General features: G+C 51.1%; 21 protein-coding genes. 15 read left to right on the top strand and 6 right to left on the bottom strand.

Translation table 11 applies throughout. The features are described 5' to 3' along the window. The first annotated feature begins 35 nt into the window (after positions 1–35). Complete coding sequence (locus PEPTYR26121_RS07870; RefSeq protein ID WP_180500817.1) at positions 36–227, top strand: PspC domain-containing protein; 192 nt, start codon at positions 36–38, stop codon at positions 225–227. Here the strand turns inward: PEPTYR26121_RS07870 and PEPTYR26121_RS07865 are convergent. After that, on the bottom strand, positions 217–1,443 hold the full coding sequence (locus PEPTYR26121_RS07865) for a tetratricopeptide repeat protein (protein WP_180500815.1): 1,227 nt from the start codon (positions 1,441–1,443) through the stop codon (positions 217–219). The genes PEPTYR26121_RS07870 and PEPTYR26121_RS07865 overlap by 11 nt on opposite strands. A gap of 64 nt (positions 1,444–1,507) precedes the next feature. Between PEPTYR26121_RS07865 and PEPTYR26121_RS07860 the strand changes: the two genes are divergently transcribed. Beyond that, on the top strand, positions 1,508–2,278 hold the full coding sequence (locus tag PEPTYR26121_RS07860; RefSeq protein WP_180500814.1) for an alpha/beta fold hydrolase: 771 nt from the start codon (positions 1,508–1,510) through the stop codon (positions 2,276–2,278). 12 nt (positions 2,279–2,290) lie between these two features. On the opposite strand, the gene PEPTYR26121_RS07855 is transcribed toward PEPTYR26121_RS07860, so the two are convergent. The 3 genes from PEPTYR26121_RS07855 to PEPTYR26121_RS07845 are packed head-to-tail and all read right to left on the bottom strand — an operon-like array spanning position 2,291 to position 4,343. After that, entirely contained in the window at positions 2,291–2,854 is a 564-nt protein-coding gene (locus tag PEPTYR26121_RS07855) for a VanZ family protein (protein WP_180500812.1), read from the bottom strand. Continuing rightward, complete coding sequence (locus PEPTYR26121_RS07850) at positions 2,851–3,525, bottom strand: HAD family hydrolase (protein ID WP_180500810.1); 675 nt, start codon at positions 3,523–3,525, stop codon at positions 2,851–2,853. The genes PEPTYR26121_RS07855 and PEPTYR26121_RS07850 overlap by 4 nt, the downstream gene beginning before the upstream one ends. Then, positions 3,513–4,343 carry a M55 family metallopeptidase gene (locus PEPTYR26121_RS07845; protein ID WP_180500808.1) on the bottom strand — a complete coding sequence of 277 codons (831 nt, stop codon included), beginning with the start codon at positions 4,341–4,343 and terminating at the stop codon, positions 3,513–3,515. The genes PEPTYR26121_RS07850 and PEPTYR26121_RS07845 overlap by 13 nt, the downstream gene beginning before the upstream one ends. 78 nt (positions 4,344–4,421) lie before the next feature. Here PEPTYR26121_RS07845 and PEPTYR26121_RS07840 point away from each other — a divergent pair, with 78 nt between their 5' ends. Continuing rightward, positions 4,422–4,868: a nucleoside deaminase gene (locus tag PEPTYR26121_RS07840; RefSeq protein ID WP_180500807.1), complete on the top strand. Its 447-nt coding sequence runs from the start codon at positions 4,422–4,424 to the stop codon at positions 4,866–4,868. Here PEPTYR26121_RS07840 and PEPTYR26121_RS07835 read toward each other — a convergent pair. Continuing rightward, a complete protein-coding gene (locus tag PEPTYR26121_RS07835) occupies positions 4,865–5,278 on the bottom strand; it encodes an LbetaH domain-containing protein (protein WP_180500805.1) in 414 nt (137 codons plus the stop codon). The two genes, PEPTYR26121_RS07840 and PEPTYR26121_RS07835, sit on opposite strands and share 4 nt — an antisense overlap. 82 nt (positions 5,279–5,360) lie before the next feature. Further along, positions 5,361–5,885 (bottom strand): LURP-one-related family protein, encoded by a 525-nt coding sequence (locus PEPTYR26121_RS07830; protein WP_180500803.1) that lies wholly within the window; start codon positions 5,883–5,885, stop codon positions 5,361–5,363. Between the two features lie 74 nt (positions 5,886–5,959). Between PEPTYR26121_RS07830 and PEPTYR26121_RS07825 the strand changes: the two genes are divergently transcribed. From PEPTYR26121_RS07825 to wecB, 12 genes are all read left to right on the top strand, one after another. Then, positions 5,960–6,187, top strand: coding sequence for a DUF896 domain-containing protein (locus PEPTYR26121_RS07825; RefSeq protein WP_180500802.1), 228 nt, complete (start codon positions 5,960–5,962; stop codon positions 6,185–6,187). 21 nt (positions 6,188–6,208) lie between these two features. Next, positions 6,209–7,588, top strand: a complete 1,380-nt coding sequence (gene trkA, locus PEPTYR26121_RS07820) for a Trk system potassium transporter TrkA (protein ID WP_180500800.1) — start codon at positions 6,209–6,211, stop codon at positions 7,586–7,588. Beyond that, positions 7,566–9,020 carry a TrkH family potassium uptake protein gene (locus PEPTYR26121_RS07815; protein ID WP_180500798.1) on the top strand — a complete coding sequence of 485 codons (1,455 nt, stop codon included), beginning with the start codon at positions 7,566–7,568 and terminating at the stop codon, positions 9,018–9,020. Before trkA ends, PEPTYR26121_RS07815 begins: the two co-directional genes overlap by 23 nt. 8 nt (positions 9,021–9,028) lie before the next feature. After that, positions 9,029–10,360 (top strand): NAD-binding protein, encoded by a 1,332-nt coding sequence (locus tag PEPTYR26121_RS07810; protein WP_180500797.1) that lies wholly within the window; start codon positions 9,029–9,031, stop codon positions 10,358–10,360. A 9-nt stretch (positions 10,361–10,369) separates the two neighbouring features. Continuing rightward, entirely contained in the window at positions 10,370–11,026 is a 657-nt protein-coding gene (ung, locus tag PEPTYR26121_RS07805) for a uracil-DNA glycosylase (protein ID WP_180500795.1), read from the top strand. Between the two features lies 1 nt (position 11,027). Beyond that, positions 11,028–11,720, top strand: a complete 693-nt coding sequence (locus tag PEPTYR26121_RS07800; protein ID WP_180500794.1) for an alpha/beta hydrolase family protein — start codon at positions 11,028–11,030, stop codon at positions 11,718–11,720. A gap of 62 nt (positions 11,721–11,782) precedes the next feature. Further along, positions 11,783–12,832, top strand: coding sequence for an L-threonylcarbamoyladenylate synthase (locus PEPTYR26121_RS07795; protein WP_180500793.1), 1,050 nt, complete (start codon positions 11,783–11,785; stop codon positions 12,830–12,832). Beyond that, on the top strand, positions 12,829–13,257 hold the full coding sequence (locus PEPTYR26121_RS07790) for an arsenate reductase/protein-tyrosine-phosphatase family protein (RefSeq protein WP_180500792.1): 429 nt from the start codon (positions 12,829–12,831) through the stop codon (positions 13,255–13,257). The genes PEPTYR26121_RS07795 and PEPTYR26121_RS07790 overlap by 4 nt, the downstream gene beginning before the upstream one ends. Beyond that, positions 13,254–13,697, top strand: coding sequence for a ribose 5-phosphate isomerase B (rpiB, locus tag PEPTYR26121_RS07785; RefSeq protein ID WP_180500791.1), 444 nt, complete (start codon positions 13,254–13,256; stop codon positions 13,695–13,697). The genes PEPTYR26121_RS07790 and rpiB overlap by 4 nt, the downstream gene beginning before the upstream one ends. Further along, positions 13,685–14,314 (top strand): uracil phosphoribosyltransferase, encoded by a 630-nt coding sequence (gene upp / locus PEPTYR26121_RS07780; RefSeq protein WP_180500790.1) that lies wholly within the window; start codon positions 13,685–13,687, stop codon positions 14,312–14,314. Before rpiB ends, upp begins: the two co-directional genes overlap by 13 nt. A 3-nt stretch (positions 14,315–14,317) precedes the next feature. Beyond that, positions 14,318–15,352: a glycosyltransferase family 4 protein gene (locus tag PEPTYR26121_RS07775; protein WP_180500789.1), complete on the top strand. Its 1,035-nt coding sequence runs from the start codon at positions 14,318–14,320 to the stop codon at positions 15,350–15,352. Then, positions 15,349–16,461 (top strand): non-hydrolyzing UDP-N-acetylglucosamine 2-epimerase, encoded by a 1,113-nt coding sequence (gene wecB / locus PEPTYR26121_RS07770; RefSeq protein ID WP_180500787.1) that lies wholly within the window; start codon positions 15,349–15,351, stop codon positions 16,459–16,461. Before PEPTYR26121_RS07775 ends, wecB begins: the two co-directional genes overlap by 4 nt. Positions 16,462–16,466 lie beyond the last annotated feature (5 nt).

The following is a 16,466-nucleotide window of genomic DNA, read 5'->3' as shown; positions in this document are numbered from 1 at the left end:
TATCAATGGAATAGATTCTACATTAGGAGGTTATGATGAATAAGAAATTAACCAGAAGTATTACCGATCGTAAAATTGCCGGTGTCTGCGGCGGCATCGCCGAGTATTTCGGCATCGATTCCAATTTAGTGCGCATCATCTGGGTGCTATTCGCTCTGGGCGGCGGCAGCGGGCTCATCGTCTATATTTTATGTGCTCTTCTGATTCCCGAAGAACCTAGTTGGTAAAGAGCTTTTCGCCTTCCCGGCGAAGCTCTTTGTTTTCCGGATTCAGTTCACAGAGTGAATCCAGGAGCTTTTTCGCCTCGTCCCTTTTGTCTTCGCGGATCAGGGTATCGACTTTGCGAAGGGTTGCCTTTTCGATGCTCCTCATCATGGCGACGGCATTCAAATAATTTTGGCGATCGCCCTCCACCACCTTGCGGTAATGGGCGTAGGCGCCGAGCTGGTTTCCCGCGCGATGGAGCTCGAGGCCTTGCCTGTAATGATCGGCGGAGGCCTTCAGGCCGTCAAGCTCCTCGATTTTAAGGGCCATGTCTTTGTTTTCCACAATGGGCGGCAGAGTGTCGTAAATATCGGAAGCTTTGTCGTAATCGCCGGCGGCGATGTAGTTTTGCGCCTGTTCGTAATGGCGCCGCACGGTGACGGCATCGTAAACTTTAAAGGCGAATGCGCTTATGGCGATGATGCTTACGGAAATAACGATGAAAAGGAGAATGCGCTTTTTCTTTGAAAGAACGTGTTCTTCTTTTTCTTCGCCCCGCTCCAAGTCGATTTCATCCAGAGGACGTATGGGCATGGTCTGCTCCGTGATCGTCGACTGCTCGGCTTTTTCCCGATCTCTGTCGATGTAGAGCTGGAAGAGTTTTTTATTGACCTGCCGTTCGGTAACGGCGGAAAGCACGAAATCCATCGAGCGCTTGCAATAGCGGCAGTTCTCGTCCTCATTGGAATTGACGAAGCCGCAAATACAGCGCCAGAGGCTGGGGTAGCGACCGCCGTAGGTGTAGAAATCCGGGCCGAAGAGTTTTTTCAACTCGTCTCGCTTGTCCTTTGTAATGATGGGCACGGTCTGATAATATTCTTTCGTTCGGTCGTAGTATTTCCGCGTGCCGTCGTCGAAGTGAACCTCCGAGATGCGGATGCGCACGCCTCGCGCCGTGTGATGGCGTTCGTCGAGCATCCAGTAGGGAAGGAAGGAAAGGGATTTGGGCTTCAGATCCAGATTTTCGAAGCCGTGTTGAAAGACGGTTTCGTCGAAGATAAATTTCCCGAAGGCGTTAATAAATAAGACGTCTAGTTTTAAATAGCGTATGGATTGGTAAGTATTGTTGATAATGTCGATGACGAGGGCAAAGCCCGTCTCGTTTTGCGCCAGGTAAGCGTCGGCTATTTGCACGTCGTTTGATGGGCCGACGCGTACTTTTGTAGATATGGTTCGCATGGCGTCCTCCTTATCCTCATTATAGAAAAGCGGTCCGCCAGTGACAAGTTAGAAAGACAGAGAGATGGATCATTACATAGATGTTTGCGGCGAGTCCATCGCCTATATAAAAAAAGGAAGAGGCCCCGATGTGTTGGTGCTCCACGGCAATCGCTCATCCTCCCTGGCCATGGTGCCTTTAATCGATGCCCTGGCGACCAGGTCGAGAGTATTTGCGCCGGATATGTGCGGCTTCGGGAGGAGCAGCTACAGCAGGCGCCACAAAGAGGTGAAAGATTATGCCGAGGATATGGTGGCTTTTTTGGGAGCCATGGATATGAAGGAGGTAACCGTCGTGGGCTGGTCCTTCGGCGGCATCGTCGCCATGGAGCTTGCGAAGCTCTCTCCTCGTGTAAAAAAGATGGTGCTCCTTTCCTCCGTCGGGGCCGAGGGAATCGCCTTTCCCGCCCTGATCACAGGGGGCGGCGAAAAGCTTTCTCTTTTAAACCGGAGGGATTCCAAGAGAGAACGGATCCGGGCCATGCTCGGCCGCGATCTCTTCGACGGGGAGCTTCCTCAAGATTATCTGCATTTAATCGAGGAAGCCCTCCTTCAGCGAAACGGACCGGATGCCTACCGCGCCATGCGTCGCTATTCCCTGCATAATCCACGGAATATTCCCGTTCTAATTATTCACGGTACGGAGGATAGAGTGGTTTCCGTAGACGACGCTCTGGACCTCAGGAGATATTATCCCGATTGTGAACTTGTAATATTAGAGGGCGGCCACTTTCTCCTCTACAATCAAGGAGAAAGGGTGGCGAGGGAGATTCTTAAGTTTCTCCATAAAAAATAGCACCCGGAGGTGCTATCGTCTGTATCGCTTGGGATGGAAGAGCTCCTGGTGCTTTGAAAGGAAGTAGCCGAGGGCGATTCCCCCCATATTGAGGAGCCAGTCGTCGATGTCGGCACTTCTGCCGATATGGTATTGCACGGATTCGATGGCGATGAAAATAAGCCCGTAGGTAAGAAAGAGGGGTAGGGGCTTTTTCATTTTTTCGAAGAGAACGGGCGTTAAAAACCCCAGTGGAATACCGATCAACACATTGCCCCATATATTTAAGAAGATGCTCGACGGGGTGCCGTGTTGTATAAACAATCGGATCGTGTTAAAAGGTATTAAGTTTAATTGCCAATCGCTGCTTTCCGTGTCTACACCCAGAGGCACGCCCCAGGATTCCAGGAGTCGATTGTTGACGAGTAAAAAGAAGGCGAGCCACAGGGCATAAGTAGCAAAGAGTAAGAGTAATCGCTCCCGACGACGATTGCTCTTTTTTTTGTACTTTCCGAAGACCTGGGTGCGAATAAGAGAGAAGCCTAAAAAGGCGACGATAAAAATCAGGGGCGTTACCTTCAGCGCGTAGCGAATCAAAAATACCGCTCCAAATCTACATCCAGAAGGCTGTCCACCACTTCATCGGCGGTCTCAACGATGGCATCCCAGTAGGGGGAGTTGGAATCGTCTTTGACGCCGACGGTGTAGAGGCCGTATTCTTTCGCCGCCACGACGGCGTAATGGGCGTCGTCGAAAAATAGAATATCCTCCGGCTTTTCACCGAGTTTTTTGGCGAGGATATCGTAAAATTTCGTGTCGCTCTTTTCGATCCCCACGCCGTTACAGGTCTGTACGAATTGGAAATAGGGATCTAAATCGAAGCGCTCCATGGCGGGCTTTAAAAATTCTTCATTGGTGGCGGTGGCGAGGACGAGAGGAGCCCGCTCGTAAGCTCGCTTCACGAGATCCAGCGCCCCTTCTTTTAAGGGAAGGGTGTAGGAATAGCCCTCTCTTAAAATGTCGCCCATTTCGTTAAAGATATCCTCTACGGATTCCGGGAGCTCCAGTTCTTTTTTAAAAAAAGCGCTGGACTGATTCAAGCTCATGGTGGTGACTTTATCGTGAATGGCGTCGGTATATTCTTTGCCTTTGGATTCCACAAAGTTGCGGCCTAAATGGCGCCACATGCCCATGGAGTCGATAAGGGTTCCGTCAAAATCAAATGCGATGGCTTTCATAAAGATCCTTTCTACGATTAAACGCGGCACATGGCCTCGAGAGTCATCAGCGTGTCGATCAGCTCCGTTCCCGTTTCGGCGGTAAAGCCTACCCGGTAGCCGTCCAGGCGGGAAATACCCGGCACGATTTCCACTTTATCGGCGTGGAGGGTGCGATTGGTTTCCACGACGACGCGGTAAGGAGCGTAAATATCGCCCAGGGGAAGGGACATTATATCTTTGGAGAGAACCTTGTCCACTTTCTCGACGATCTCCCGGCGAAGCAGGGCGAAGTTTTTGTGGCGCACGGCATTGTGGCCCAAGCTTTCTTTCGTCACCACATATTCCACATAGGGCATGTAGCCTTCCAAGATCAGCTGGCCGTAAAGTCCGCTGTCGCCGATGACGAGGCCTACGGGCACGTCGTAATCTTTGGCGACGATTTGATTGATCATGGCTTCGGAAACCTTAATGTCGTTTACCGTGACGCGGTGGAAATGGGTGGAGTAACTGTGGTTCATATTGCCGTGATGGTGGCCGCTGCCGGCGTGGTAGCCTAAGAAAAAGGCGATATCGTGGCCCTCGATGGCCGTCATCATAAAATCTTTTCGCGGATAGCCGCTGATAAGTTCGATGCGGGGGTCCATTTCCGAAAGGAGCAGATAATCTAAATTCTTGCCCTCTCCGTGACTGTCCACAATGGTAATATGTTCCACTTCGTCGTTTCGACTCGAGTGTTGAATCCCCTCGACGACGGCGCGGACGTGGGCGTGAATGGCGTCGCTATAGCGTTTGGTCTGCTTGATTTCGTCGCTGAAGCGATCGATGCCGGCGATGCCTTCCATATCGAATGAAATAAAAATATTCATGATGCTCCTTTCTTTAAGATAGTCGTAAGGCTTCTATTTATTCCTCCCCACGTGATAGGATAGACGGAGGAGGTAATTATGGATCGAGATGCGTATTATATGGGCCTTGCCCTGGAAGAGGCGAGGGCCTCGGCGGCCATGGGCGAGGTGCCCATCGGCTGCGTGATCGTCGACGAGGACGAAATTATCGGGCGGGGGCACAATCAAAGCGAATCCATGGATTCGGCCTTGGCCCACGCGGAAATAATGGCCATCGACGAGGCGTCGAAGAAAAAGGGTCGACGTATCGGCTCCACCCTTTACGTCACCGTAGAGCCATGCCCCATGTGTATGGGGGCCATATTAAATGCCCGGGTGGATCGCCTGGTGATCGGCGCGGAAAACCCACGCTTCGGCGCGGCGGGTTCGGTAGTAAATCTCGCCGCCTTTCGCGCCTTTAATCACAGCGTCGATGTGCGTCGCGGCGTTCTCGAGGAGGAATGCGGGGAGATGATGCGGACTTTTTTTAAAAGTCTTCGTCCCTAGCGGCTTTTCGCTTCTTCGAGCTCTTCGGCGCTGAGGCCCCTGGTAATGGAAAAGGGATCCCCTTCACCCACGGCCCGGGAGGGAAGCTTTGAGTTTTCCGGCATATGGGCGTTTTCTTCCAATATACTGTAATCTCCCGTGTAGACGAAGGGATCTGCGGAAGCTCCTTTTTTAAGGGTAGCGTATTCGCCGATAGAAGCCATGGTGATCGTCACATCATCTTCGATATGGGTGTATTTGCCGATGACGGTCTTGTTTTCGCTGCCGCCTGTGATTCTAGTATTTTGTCCTAAGACGACACCGTCGCCAATGCGAATGGTGCCGTCTTTTGCGTCCAGCACGACATTTTCGCCGCAGGTAATATTATCTCCCAAGATGACATTGCCTTTGCAATTTAATTGATACTTCATTATAACCTCGTTTTCTGAAAAGTCATGAAAAAGTGATAAAAAAATCCCCTCCTCGCCGCCGAACAGGGACGGGAGGGCGGGATTAATAATTGTGGAAAAAAACATCCAATACGATGGCCGTGGCCAAATAGACGGGGAGGGGAAGTTCGCCGGATTCCACGGTAATCTCGTATTCCTTTCCGCCGGCTATGAGCTTGCCTTTGTAGCTCGCCAGAACTTCGTCGCCTCGCTTTATGTAAAAAGTTCTCGCGCGGACAAAGCCCGTTATATCGTAACGCTCGCCCCTATAATGGAACGATGTATTGGGCAAACTGAAGCGCTCCCTGTCTTCTAAAAAGTCCACGGAGCCTTCGGGAAAATCAAGTGTAAATGCCGGCGCAGTTTGGGTGACGACGGTTTTCTTTTTTAGGGAAAAACCTTCGTTTCCATCGGCATCGATTAGTGATAGAGTATAGGGTATAATGGGAAGTTCGCGAAAAGCGGAGGCGATACTCGTTTGAATCACATCGCCCTTCGTCTCTAAAATCTTAAGACCGGACGGGTCGTAAAAAGTATAGTCGACGACGGCCGGAACCCGCGAGATAGCCTGCAAACTACATCGTATCATGCTGTCACATCCTTCCTTTTCATTGTACTATAATGTAATGAAATTTCAACAAAGATAGAATAAGGAGAATCATAATGATAAATAGCTTACCCCGAATAAACGAGCTGGCAAAAATTGCCAAAGAAAGGGAGTTGACCCCGGAAGAAATCGAAGAACGGGATCGTCTCCGCAAGGAATATTTAAAGGAATTCAGAGAGGGCTTTCGCCAGCAGCTTTTAAACACGAAGGTCGTGGACGATGAGGGCAACGATATTACGCCCGAAAAGCTGAAAAAAGCGAAAGAAGCGAGAGAAAAAGAGTAAGAAGACTAAAAGGAGAACGCCATGCGCGCATTGGTTGTAGGCGGGGGAAAATTGGGCATGAGGCTCGCCCGCTCCCTCGTAGAAGAAAATGTAGAGATCACGGTACTCGATAACGATCCCCGAGTGATCCAAAAAGTAAATAACGAGCTGGATGTATTGACCATTACGGGCAATGCCTTGGATTTTAATATTTTAAAAGAGCTCAATATTGAAAAATACGACTTGATCATCGGCACGGTGACCAGCGACGAATCTAATGTTCTGGTGACGAGCATCGCCAAAAAAATGGGATGCAAGCGAGCCATCGCCCGTATTCGAAACCCCGAATATCACTCCCAAATTCGCCTGATCAAAGAAGAGCTGGATATCGACTACGTCATCAATCCCGAGCACGCTGCCGCCACGGCCATCGAGAAGTATTTGCTGAAAAAATATTCTCTTATGAGCGACGAGTTTGCCGGAGGCAAGGTAAAGCTCGTGGAATTTAACGTGGGGCAGGAGAAGGAATTTGTCAATAAGAAGCTGATGGATTTAAAAAATCTCCATAATCTTCTCATTGCCGCCGTCTCCCGTAAGGGCTATACTTTCATCCCCAACGGCAGCACCATGCTGAAGGAAAATGACGTGATCCTCGTCATCGGAGCGCGGAAAAGCATCGACGCATTCGATCGGGAACACTCCAATGTGCAGGCGGTGAAGCCTACGAAGAGCGTCATGATCTTAGGAGGCGGGAAGCTCGGAGATTATCTCTGCGGCCTGCTTTTAAAAGACAGAATCGACGTTCTCGTCATCGAGAAGGATCACGATAAAGCGGTGGCATTAAAAGAGCGCCACCCGGAAGCGGTGGTCATCCACGGAGACGGCACGGATTTCAATGTGCTGGAAGAGGAAGTAATCCATTCGTACGACGCCTTTGTCGGCGCCACGGGCATCGATGAAACGAATATTTTAATGGCCCTTTCCATGAAAGAAGAGGGAATTACGAAATCTGTGGCGAAGATTTCCCGCGTGAACTTCATCAGCGTCTTGGATAAATTAAATCTCGACGCCACCTTTAACCCGAGCTTTATTACGGCCTCTTTAATTTTAAAACTGATCCGAGGAAAAGATGCCTTGGCCATTAACTTAATGTACGACGGAGATACGGAAATCGCCGAGATTAAATTAAACGATAATCTGAAGATTTTAAATACGCCCCTTATGGATCTTTCCCTTCCCAAGGGCATTTTAATTGCCGCCATCGTAAGGGGACAGGACGTTATTATTCCAAGCGGCCAAACGAAGCTGCAACAGGGGGATCGCATTATCGTTTTCTGCAAACATAAGAATGTGCGAACGATGAAACAATATTTCTATGACGATCGAGGAGGCTTCTTCCATGAATTACGGCGCGGCATTTAATGTTTTAGGCGTGCTGCTCGCCGTGGAAGGCGCCTTTATGTTGCCGCCTTTAATCTACGGTAAAATCAACGGGGACGGGAGCGTCATGGCCTTTTTAATCGCCATCGCTTTTTGTGCCTTTGTCGGCGCGGTACTTTATTTTACGCCGAAAAAGACCGAACGGATTCGCGGCCGCGACGGCCTCTTTATCGTCGCCGTTGGCTGGGTCATCGTGTCCCTCTTCGGTGCTGTGCCCCTTTATCTGGGCGGCGCGACCCCGACCTATATCGACGCCATATTTGAAATTGTGTCGGGCTTTACCACCACGGGAGCGTCGGTAATCGACAATATCGAAAAGGTAGACAGAAGTTTGGTCCTTTGGCGAAGCATGACCCACTGGATCGGCGGTATGGGGATCTTGGTCTTTACTCTGGCCCTCCTTCCGAGAGCCGGCACCAACGGCTTCCGCATTTTTAAAGCGGAGACACCGGGACCCGTCGCCGGCAAGGTGGAGCCCAGAATGAAAAATACCGCCGTCGCCCTCTATAAGATCTACTTATTCATAACCATCGTTTTATTTGTGCTCTTAAAACTCTGCGGCATGACCCTTTTCGACGCCGTTATCCATACTTTGGGCGTCGTAGGCACCGGGGGTTTTTCCTCCCACGTGGCATCCGCGGGTCAGTATACGAACAACACGCCGGTTTTGGTGACCATGTCTATTTTCATGGTGATCTGCGGCACGAACTTCGGCCTTTACTCCCGGCTTGCCGGAGGCCACTGGCGAGAGATGTTTTTAGACGAGGAGTATCGACTGTTTTTAAGAATCGTCGTTTCCGCTATCGTCCTCATCGCCCTGAACTTAATTTTCGCCACGGGCATGAAGATCGGACTCGGCTTTCGCGAGGCGGCCTTTCAGGTGACGAGTATTATATCCACATCGGGCTTCGCCTCCATGGACTACGATCTATGGCCGGAATTTTCGAAATGTATTTTGCTCGGCCTTTACTTCTTCGGATCCTGCGCCGGCTCTACGGCAGGGGGTATGAAGATTATTCGTATCCTCGTGCTTTGGAAAATCGTAAAGCGAGAAATATTTAAATCCATTCATCCCAATGCGGTCATGCCCATTCGGGTCAACGGAAAGATCGTAGAAGACCGGGTCATTCTGGGAATCGTCGCCTTTTCCGTGGTATATTTTATGATCCTCGCCGTGTCTACAGTGATCGTAAGTTTATCCGGCGTGGACTTTTTGACGGCCTTTTCCGGGTCCCTCACCTGCCTTTCCAATGTAGGGCCGGGTTTTTCCGGTCTCGGACCCACCAACACTTTTTCAAATTTTGCACCGGGTTTTAAATTGCTCTTTTCTTCCCTGATGTTATTGGGACGCTTGGAATTTTTCACCGTGCTCGGCCTGTTTACCACGGCTCACGGCAATCACTTAATGGATTAGGAGAGACTATGCACATTACCATTATCGGAACGGAACCGGGAAGTCGCCTGCTGGCCCAAACCTTGGAGAGGGAAGGGCACGAGGTGGAGTTTAGGATTCAAAGAGACGGGGGACGCCACGAAGAGTACCGGGAGTTTTTCGCGGAATTTTTTGACGATGTGCGGGATTTTTATAAAGAAGAACTGAAGACCGATGCCGTCGTATTTTGCGACCGCAACCCCGCAGCCTTAGTCCTTACCGCTTACTTTGCTCAATTAAATGTGCCCGTTCACTTCGTCGCCTACGACCCCGGTCTCGGGGAAGCTTTGGAACGGGAAAAGGAACGATTCGGTATCGACTACGTATACGACTACGGAAAATATTTGGCCGAGCGGGTCCATCGCTTTTTCTATGCCGAAGAGGGTATGCAAACCGAGGTCTTCGAAAACTTCGGCTTCGCCCTCGTTAAATGGGACATCGGCGATCACCCGGGTTTTGTCGGTCGCCGCGTGCGGGATATCGGGCCCTTTGAAGATCTGGTTCTCGTCGTCATACGAAGAGACGGTCAGATCATGGTTCCCGACGGAAATACGGTCCTCGAAGCCAACGACGTACTTCGCATGATCGGAAGTATGGAGGCCATCCGCCGCTTCAGACGGCGCCACGTCCGCATTCTTCCCTTCGACGAGGAGGGCAAGGGCAAGTTTTTAATTTATGGCGACAGCCGGGGCGCGGCGAGTATCGAGTCCTATCTCTCGGATCTCAATGCGGATACGGTCACCATCGGCAATATTAAGCGAAGGGGAAATGTAACGATTCCGAAGAACAAGCCTATTACGGAAATTCTGGATAATCTGGATGTGGACTCGTTCGACGGCTTTATCGCCGCCTCCTCCAGCGACGCCAATAATTTTCTGGCGGCCACGGCGGCGCGCAATGCCAATATGGAACATGTGGCTCTTTGTCTCAGAGACGAACGCTTTATGCGCATCGTCGATGTGAGCCACAACGGGGGGATTTTTTCAGGGGAGCTCTTAGCTTCGCAGAAGATCAAACACAATTTATTCGGGCAGCCGGATATTTCCCTCCATCTCTTTGCGGGAAACTTGGATATTTACGAAATCGCCTTGAAAGAAGACGCCTTTGCCTGCGGCAAAACCATCGAAGAGCTGAATCTTTCCGAGGGCTTTTTAATCGGCGGCATCGATCGGAAGGGAGAGAGTATTCTCGCTAAGGGGAAGACCATCTTAAAGGCGGAAGATCGCCTGCTCCTCTTCCTCCTGCCGGAAAGCGCCGGAGATCTTAATTTATTTGTACGCCGGAAACCGAAGCGTTTCTTAACAGAACTTTTTTCACTTTAAGGGGGATTTATGCAATTCGGAAACGATTGGGACGAGATCATGGCGGAGGAAATGCAGAAGCTATACTACCTGGATCTGCGCCGCCTCCTCTTAGAAGAATACGAACATCAGAGGATTTTCCCGGAGGCGCAGAATATTTTCCGCGCCATGCGGCTCACATCTTTTGCAGAAACGAAAGTGGTGATCTTAGGCCAAGATCCCTATCACGGCCCGGGCCAGGCACAGGGCCTCTCCTTTTCGGTGCCGAAGGGCATGAAACTTCCGCCCTCTCTCGTGAACATTTACAAGGAGCTCGAGGAAGATCTGGGAATTAAAAGGGAAGACGGCGACTTGACGCCATGGGCGGAACAGGGCGTCTTACTTTTAAACACCACCCTCACCGTGCGATCGGGACAGCCCATGAGCCACGGCAAAATCGGCTGGGAGATCTTTACCGATCGCGTCATCGAATCTATCGGCAACAAAGAAGAACCGGTAGTGTTTATTCTCTGGGGCGCTCATGCCCGGGGAAAGAAGCGCCTCATTCATAATAAAGAGCATTTGATTCTGGAGGCGCCTCATCCTTCCCCCTTATCGGCCTACCGAGGCTTTTTCGGTTGCAAATGCTTTTCAAAGACAAACGACTACTTAACAAAGAGGGGACTTGCCCCCATAGATTGGAGATAAGATGTATTTCAATGTAAGGGAAAGGAATGTGAACATAGGAAGTATTCCCGCCCTTTTAATCGAACCCGAGGATGTGAAAAAAGAGATCGTCCTGATTTACTATCATGGCTGGGGAAGCAGCGTAGAGTCTTCCCGCTTTCGCGCGAGTATTTGGGCGGCGGCAGGATACCCGGTCCTCGTCGTGGAAGAAGTGCTCCACGGATCCCGGGGAAGCTACCCCTATGACGACGACATGAACAAACTTCCCGAGGTGCTCTTGAAAAACATCGAGGAATACGACGATGTGGCGAAATACTTAGACGATGTTTTTCCGAACCATAAGCGGATCGTCTGCGGTCATTCTCTCGGCGGCTTTACCGCCATGGGGCTCCTTTCGAAAAATGATGTGGCAGGGGTTATGGCGTTAAACGGCATGGGAGACTGGCAAGCCATGGCCGTGGAGCCTTATAAAGAAAAGATTTGCGAACTGAATCCCGTGGATCGAGTAGAGGAACATGTGGAAAAAGCCATCCTTATGCTCAACGGGGAGGTAGACGAATCGGTGAATCCCGTGTATCAGAAAAATTATTACGAAGCCATTCGTTCCCTTCACAAGGGGAAGGTGCCTCTCGTGTACGAATGTATGGAAATGACATCCCATGTGGTCACGACGACCATGATGGAGCTCACCCTGGCCTTTTTAGAGGAACTCTAGCTTTTCGATTTCTCCGAAGCGGTGGATACCATGTGTTATAATGAACAGTTGAGGAGGAATCCATGGAAACGAAAGTTTTACACATAGATACAATCGACGAGCGGGAAAAGATTAAAGAGGCGGCGGACCTTTTGCGGGCCGGCGAACTCGTTATCTTTCCCACTGAAACGGTTTACGGCTTAGGCGCCGACGGCTTAAACGACGAGGCGGTGGATAAAATCTTCGCCGCCAAGGGGCGCCCCAAGGACAATCCCCTGATTCTCCACATCGCCGATCCCGAGCAGGTGCTGGATCTCGTAAAGGTAATCCCGCCCAAAGGGAAGGACTGCATGGATATGTTTTGGCCCGGACCTTTGACTCTGATTTTTGAGCGGTCGGAAATAGTACCCGACGGCATAACGGCAGGGTCGGAGACGGTGGCCATTCGCATGCCGTCCCATCCCATTGCTCACGAAATATTAAAAGAGGCGGCCATTCCCGTGGCGGCGCCCAGCGCCAACACATCGGGAAGGCCTTCCCCTACGCGCCTTTCTCATGTTTTGGAAGATATGAAGGGGAAAGTGCCTATGATCGTCGATTCCGGCGACAGCAATGTTGGCATCGAATCCACGGTGCTGGATGTAACCGTGGATCCGCCGGTGATCTACCGGCCCGGCGGCGTGACGAAAGAAGATTTGGAGGCGATTATCGGGGAAGTGGGTATCGACGAGACGACCATCGATGCGACGAATCACGCCATCCCCAAAAGTCCCGGTCAAAAATACAGACACTACGCGCCGAAAGGAGAGGCCACTCTTTTCGCCGGGGACTTGAAAAACATCGCTAAGGAAATAAATCGGCGCATCGCCGAAACGGAACCGTCGGAACGCACGGCGGTACTTTGCACGACGGAAACGAAAGAGGCCTATGAGGGAATGGATCTTTTAATCGACATGGGCTCTCGGGAACAACTTGGAACAATCGCCCACGATCTTTTCGACAGTTTAAGAAAATGCGACATAGAGGATATCGATGTGATCTTCGTAGAAGGCTTCGACTTCAGAGGCCTCGGCGTCGGCATTATGAACCGTCTCTTAAAGGCATGTGGGGGAAAGGTGGTTTTAGGACTGTGAATATTCTTTACATTTGCACGGGCAATACGTGCCGCAGCCCCATGGCAAAAGTTTTAACGGAAGTGGAAGCGGACAAACGAAACATCGGCCACACCGTAAGGAGCCGAGGCATGGCGGCTCACGACGGCGAGGGCATGAGCCACGGCGCCTTAAAGGCGCTCGCTGAAGAGGGCATTAACGGAAGTTTTCATAAGGCCAAAACCCTCTCTGAAAAAGATTTGGAGTGGGCGGATAAAATCTACGTCATGACCCACACCATGGCCGCGAACTTAAAGCGAGGTTGGCCAGCTTACGGAGATAAAATCGAACCTTTCGCCGAAAAAGACGTCATCGATCCCTTCGGCGCCGACATGACCATCTATCGCTTTACGAAAAATAGCCTGATGAAAGAAATCGAGCGAAAATTCGAGGAGGACGAGCTATGAAAATTGCCATGGGCGCCGATCACGGCGGCTTTCGCAGAAAAGAAGCGCTAAAAGCCTACTTGGAAGAAAAGGGACACACCATCGTCGACGTGGGCACGGATTCCACGGATTCCGTAGATTATCCCGAGTTCGGAAAAAAAGCGGCGGAGCTTGTAGCGAGGGGTGAATGTGAACGGGGCATTGTGATCTGCGGATCCGGCATCGGCATCGGCATCGCCGCCAACAAGGTAAAGGGCATTCGCTGCGCCATGGTTTCCGAGCCCTATTCCGCAGCCCTTTGCCGTCGCCACAACGACGCCAATATGATTTCCATGGGCGCCCGCACCATCGGCGGCGACATGACGAAAGAAATCGCCGACGTATTTTTAGAAGAACCATTTGAAGGCGGTCGACACATTCGCCGCGTGGAAGCTATCGAGGAGGAAGTATGGGAAAAGTAACCGTCACCGATCACCCTTTAATTCAACACAAACTGACGCTCCTTCGGGACGTAAACACGTCCAGTAAGGATTTTCGTCAATTACTGACAGAAATTACCATGCTCATGGGCCACGAACTGACGAGGGATCTGCCCATTCAGGACAAAGTCATCGACACGCCTATGGGTAAAGCCACGGGGAAAGAAATGGCGGGGAAAAAACCCGTTATCGTTCCCGTTTTAAGAGCGGGCCTCGGCATGGTGGACGGGCTCTTAAACTTAATTCCCGGCGCCCGCGTAGGCCACATCGGCCTTTACCGCGATCCCGAAACCCTTCAGCCGGTAGAATATTACTGTAAGCTCCCGAAGGATGTTTCCGGAAGAGAAGTTATTATCGTCGACCCCATGCTCGCCACGGGAGGCTCTCTGGCGGCGGCCATCAACTTTGTTAAAGATAGAGGCGCCACCCACGTACGCGCCCTCTGTCTGCTCGCCGCCCCCGAGGGAATGGAAGCGCTTCAAAAAGCCCATCCCGATGTGGATATTTACGTGGCCTGTATCGACGAGCGACTCGACGACAACGCATACATCGTGCCGGGCCTCGGCGATGCGGGAGATAGAATTTTCGGGACAAAATAATTTATGAAGACCATGATATTACCGTTTTTAGTAGCGGCGATCATCAGCTTTATCGCCACGCCGCAGGTGAGGAAATGGGCTATGAAACATGGCTTTATGGACATACCGAAAGATGAAAGGCGGGTACACAAAATGGCGATTCCCCTAAGCGGGGGCCTCGCCATCTACCTCGCCACCATCGTCGGCGTCCTCGTGTTCTTGCCCCTGGACAGGGAAAACATCGCCTATATTATCGGTGCCTCCCTCATCGCCTTCGCCGGCCTTTACGACGACAAATACGATCTGTCGCCCCGGTATAAATTCGGGATTCAGATTCTCGCGGCGGTGGTTTTAATCGTGGGCGGCGTGAAAATCAGCTTTTTCACCAATCCTTTTTACGGAGCCAATCTCCTCGTGAATCTGGAATGGCTTGCCATCCCCATCACTATATTCTGGGTAGTGGGGATTACCAACACCATCAACTTAATCGACGGACTCGACGGCCTGGCATGCGGCATCAGCGCCATCGCCTCCATCAGCTTGATGTTTGTGGCCCATCGATTAAATCACGGAGAGATGAGCATGTTTGCCGCCATTTTAGCCGGCAGCTGTATCGGCTTTTTGCCTTTCAACTTTAATCCCGCCAAAATATTTATGGGGGATACGGGAGCGCTCTTTTTAGGATTTACCCTGAGCTTTTTATCCATACAAGGGGTTATGAAATCCGTAGCACTTATTACTGTCTTTATTCCCGTGCTGATTTTGGCGGTGCCTGTCTTCGACACTACCTTCGCCATGATCCGCAGAAAGCTTTCGGGCAAAAGCGTCACCGAAGCGGACAAGGGGCACTTGCACCATCGCCTTCTGCGCCACGGCTTTAATCAAAAGCAAACGGTCCTCGCCCTTTATAGCGTAAGCGTAATTTTCGGCATCATCGGCAATATTGTAAGCACCATGCACGAAAAAAACGGCCTGATCACCGCATTGATCATTTTAGCCGTCGTCGGCATACTCGCCTTGATGCTTGGTTTTTTAAATGAGAGAGAGGAAGAAAATTGAAAGTACTTTCCGTATTCGGCACACGGCCCGAAGCCATTAAAATGGCGCCTATCGTCTTGGAACTGAGAAAGCGAAAAGAAATCGAAAGCTATGTCGCCGTTACCGGCCAACACCGGGAAATGCTGGATCAAGTCCTCGCTATTTTCGACATCGAACCGGATTTCGATTTGGATATCTTTACCCCCGGCCAAAGCTTGACGGATATTGCCGTCAAAAGCCTTCGAGGCTTGGAAGATGTTTTAGAAGAATTGAAGCCCGATCTTTTATTAGTGCAAGGCGACACGTCTACCGTCTTCGCCGCGGCTCTTTCTGCCTTTTACCACCGAGTCACCATCGGCCACGTGGAGGCGGGTCTCAGAAGCCACAATCTCTACTCCCCCTATCCCGAAGAGGCCAACAGAAAACTCACCGGCGTCCTCGCCGAGTATCATTTTGCGCCGACGGAATCCAATCGTCAGAACCTTTTAAAAGAAGGATACGATGACGATAAAATCTATATTACGGGAAACACCGTCATCGACGCCCTGACCTATACGGAGCGGAAAGATTTCGTCTTCGATGAGCCTGCCCTTAACGCCATCGACTTCGATGAAAAGCGGGTCATTCTCCTGACCTGTCACCGCAGAGAAAATCTGGGGGAGCCTATGGAGCGAGTGTTTAGCGCCGTGCGCCGCATCGCCGACGAGTACGACGATGTAGAAGTGGTTTTCCCCATGCACTTAAATCCGAAAGTGCGTACCATCGCCGAAACCGTCCTCGGCGGCGCCGACAATGTGCACCGCATCGAGCCCATGGATTATCTTCCCTTCTCCAATCTTATGGCGAGAAGCCACATCGTCGTTACCGACAGCGGCGGCATCCAGGAAGAGGCGCCCCACTTCGGCGTGCCCGTCCTCGTGGCGCGGGAAGAAACGGAGCGCTGGGAAGGCGTGGAAGCGGAGACTGCAAAGCTCGTGGGAACCGATGAAGAAAAACTTTACGACGCATTGAAGACACTGCTCGATGACAAAAGCGCCTACGAATCCATGGCCCAAGCCGTGAATCCTTACGGCGACGGCAAGGCCGCCGAGCGCATCGTGGATATTATTTTAAAGGACAAACTGAAATAGGAGTT

This window comes from Aedoeadaptatus nemausensis (assembly GCF_903819165.1).
Classification (GTDB): domain Bacteria; phylum Bacillota; class Clostridia; order Tissierellales; family Peptoniphilaceae; genus Aedoeadaptatus; species Aedoeadaptatus nemausensis.
The sequence above is the reverse complement of the archived record's forward strand: the minus strand, read 5'-3'. Positions and strand labels throughout refer to the sequence as shown.

Bases quoted from the DNA above. Each gene is read 5' to 3' on its own strand.
- PEPTYR26121_RS07830 (WP_180500803.1), bottom strand. From the start codon at position 5,885: ATGATACGATGTAGTTTGCAGGCTATCTCGCGGGTTCCGGCCGTCGTC.
- PEPTYR26121_RS07835 (WP_180500805.1), bottom strand. From the start codon at position 5,278: ATGAAGTATCAATTAAATTGCAAAGGCAATGTCATCTTGGGAGATAAT.
- PEPTYR26121_RS07865 (WP_180500815.1), bottom strand. From the start codon at position 1,443: ATGCGAACCATATCTACAAAAGTACGCGTCGGCCCATCAAACGACGTG.
- ung (WP_180500795.1), top strand. From the start codon at position 10,370: ATGCAATTCGGAAACGATTGGGACGAGATCATGGCGGAGGAAATGCAG.
- PEPTYR26121_RS07775 (WP_180500789.1), top strand. From the start codon at position 14,318: ATGAAGACCATGATATTACCGTTTTTAGTAGCGGCGATCATCAGCTTT.
- PEPTYR26121_RS07840 (WP_180500807.1), top strand. From the start codon at position 4,422: ATGGATCGAGATGCGTATTATATGGGCCTTGCCCTGGAAGAGGCGAGG.
- rpiB (WP_180500791.1), top strand. From the start codon at position 13,254: ATGAAAATTGCCATGGGCGCCGATCACGGCGGCTTTCGCAGAAAAGAA.
- PEPTYR26121_RS07815 (WP_180500798.1), top strand. From the start codon at position 7,566: ATGAATTACGGCGCGGCATTTAATGTTTTAGGCGTGCTGCTCGCCGTG.
- PEPTYR26121_RS07845 (WP_180500808.1), bottom strand. From the start codon at position 4,343: ATGAATATTTTTATTTCATTCGATATGGAAGGCATCGCCGGCATCGAT.
- PEPTYR26121_RS07795 (WP_180500793.1), top strand. From the start codon at position 11,783: ATGGAAACGAAAGTTTTACACATAGATACAATCGACGAGCGGGAAAAG.
- PEPTYR26121_RS07800 (WP_180500794.1), top strand. From the start codon at position 11,028: ATGTATTTCAATGTAAGGGAAAGGAATGTGAACATAGGAAGTATTCCC.
- trkA (WP_180500800.1), top strand. From the start codon at position 6,209: ATGCGCGCATTGGTTGTAGGCGGGGGAAAATTGGGCATGAGGCTCGCC.
- PEPTYR26121_RS07870 (WP_180500817.1), top strand. From the start codon at position 36: ATGAATAAGAAATTAACCAGAAGTATTACCGATCGTAAAATTGCCGGT.
- PEPTYR26121_RS07860 (WP_180500814.1), top strand. From the start codon at position 1,508: ATGGATCATTACATAGATGTTTGCGGCGAGTCCATCGCCTATATAAAA.
- PEPTYR26121_RS07825 (WP_180500802.1), top strand. From the start codon at position 5,960: ATGATAAATAGCTTACCCCGAATAAACGAGCTGGCAAAAATTGCCAAA.
- upp (WP_180500790.1), top strand. From the start codon at position 13,685: ATGGGAAAAGTAACCGTCACCGATCACCCTTTAATTCAACACAAACTG.
- PEPTYR26121_RS07810 (WP_180500797.1), top strand. From the start codon at position 9,029: ATGCACATTACCATTATCGGAACGGAACCGGGAAGTCGCCTGCTGGCC.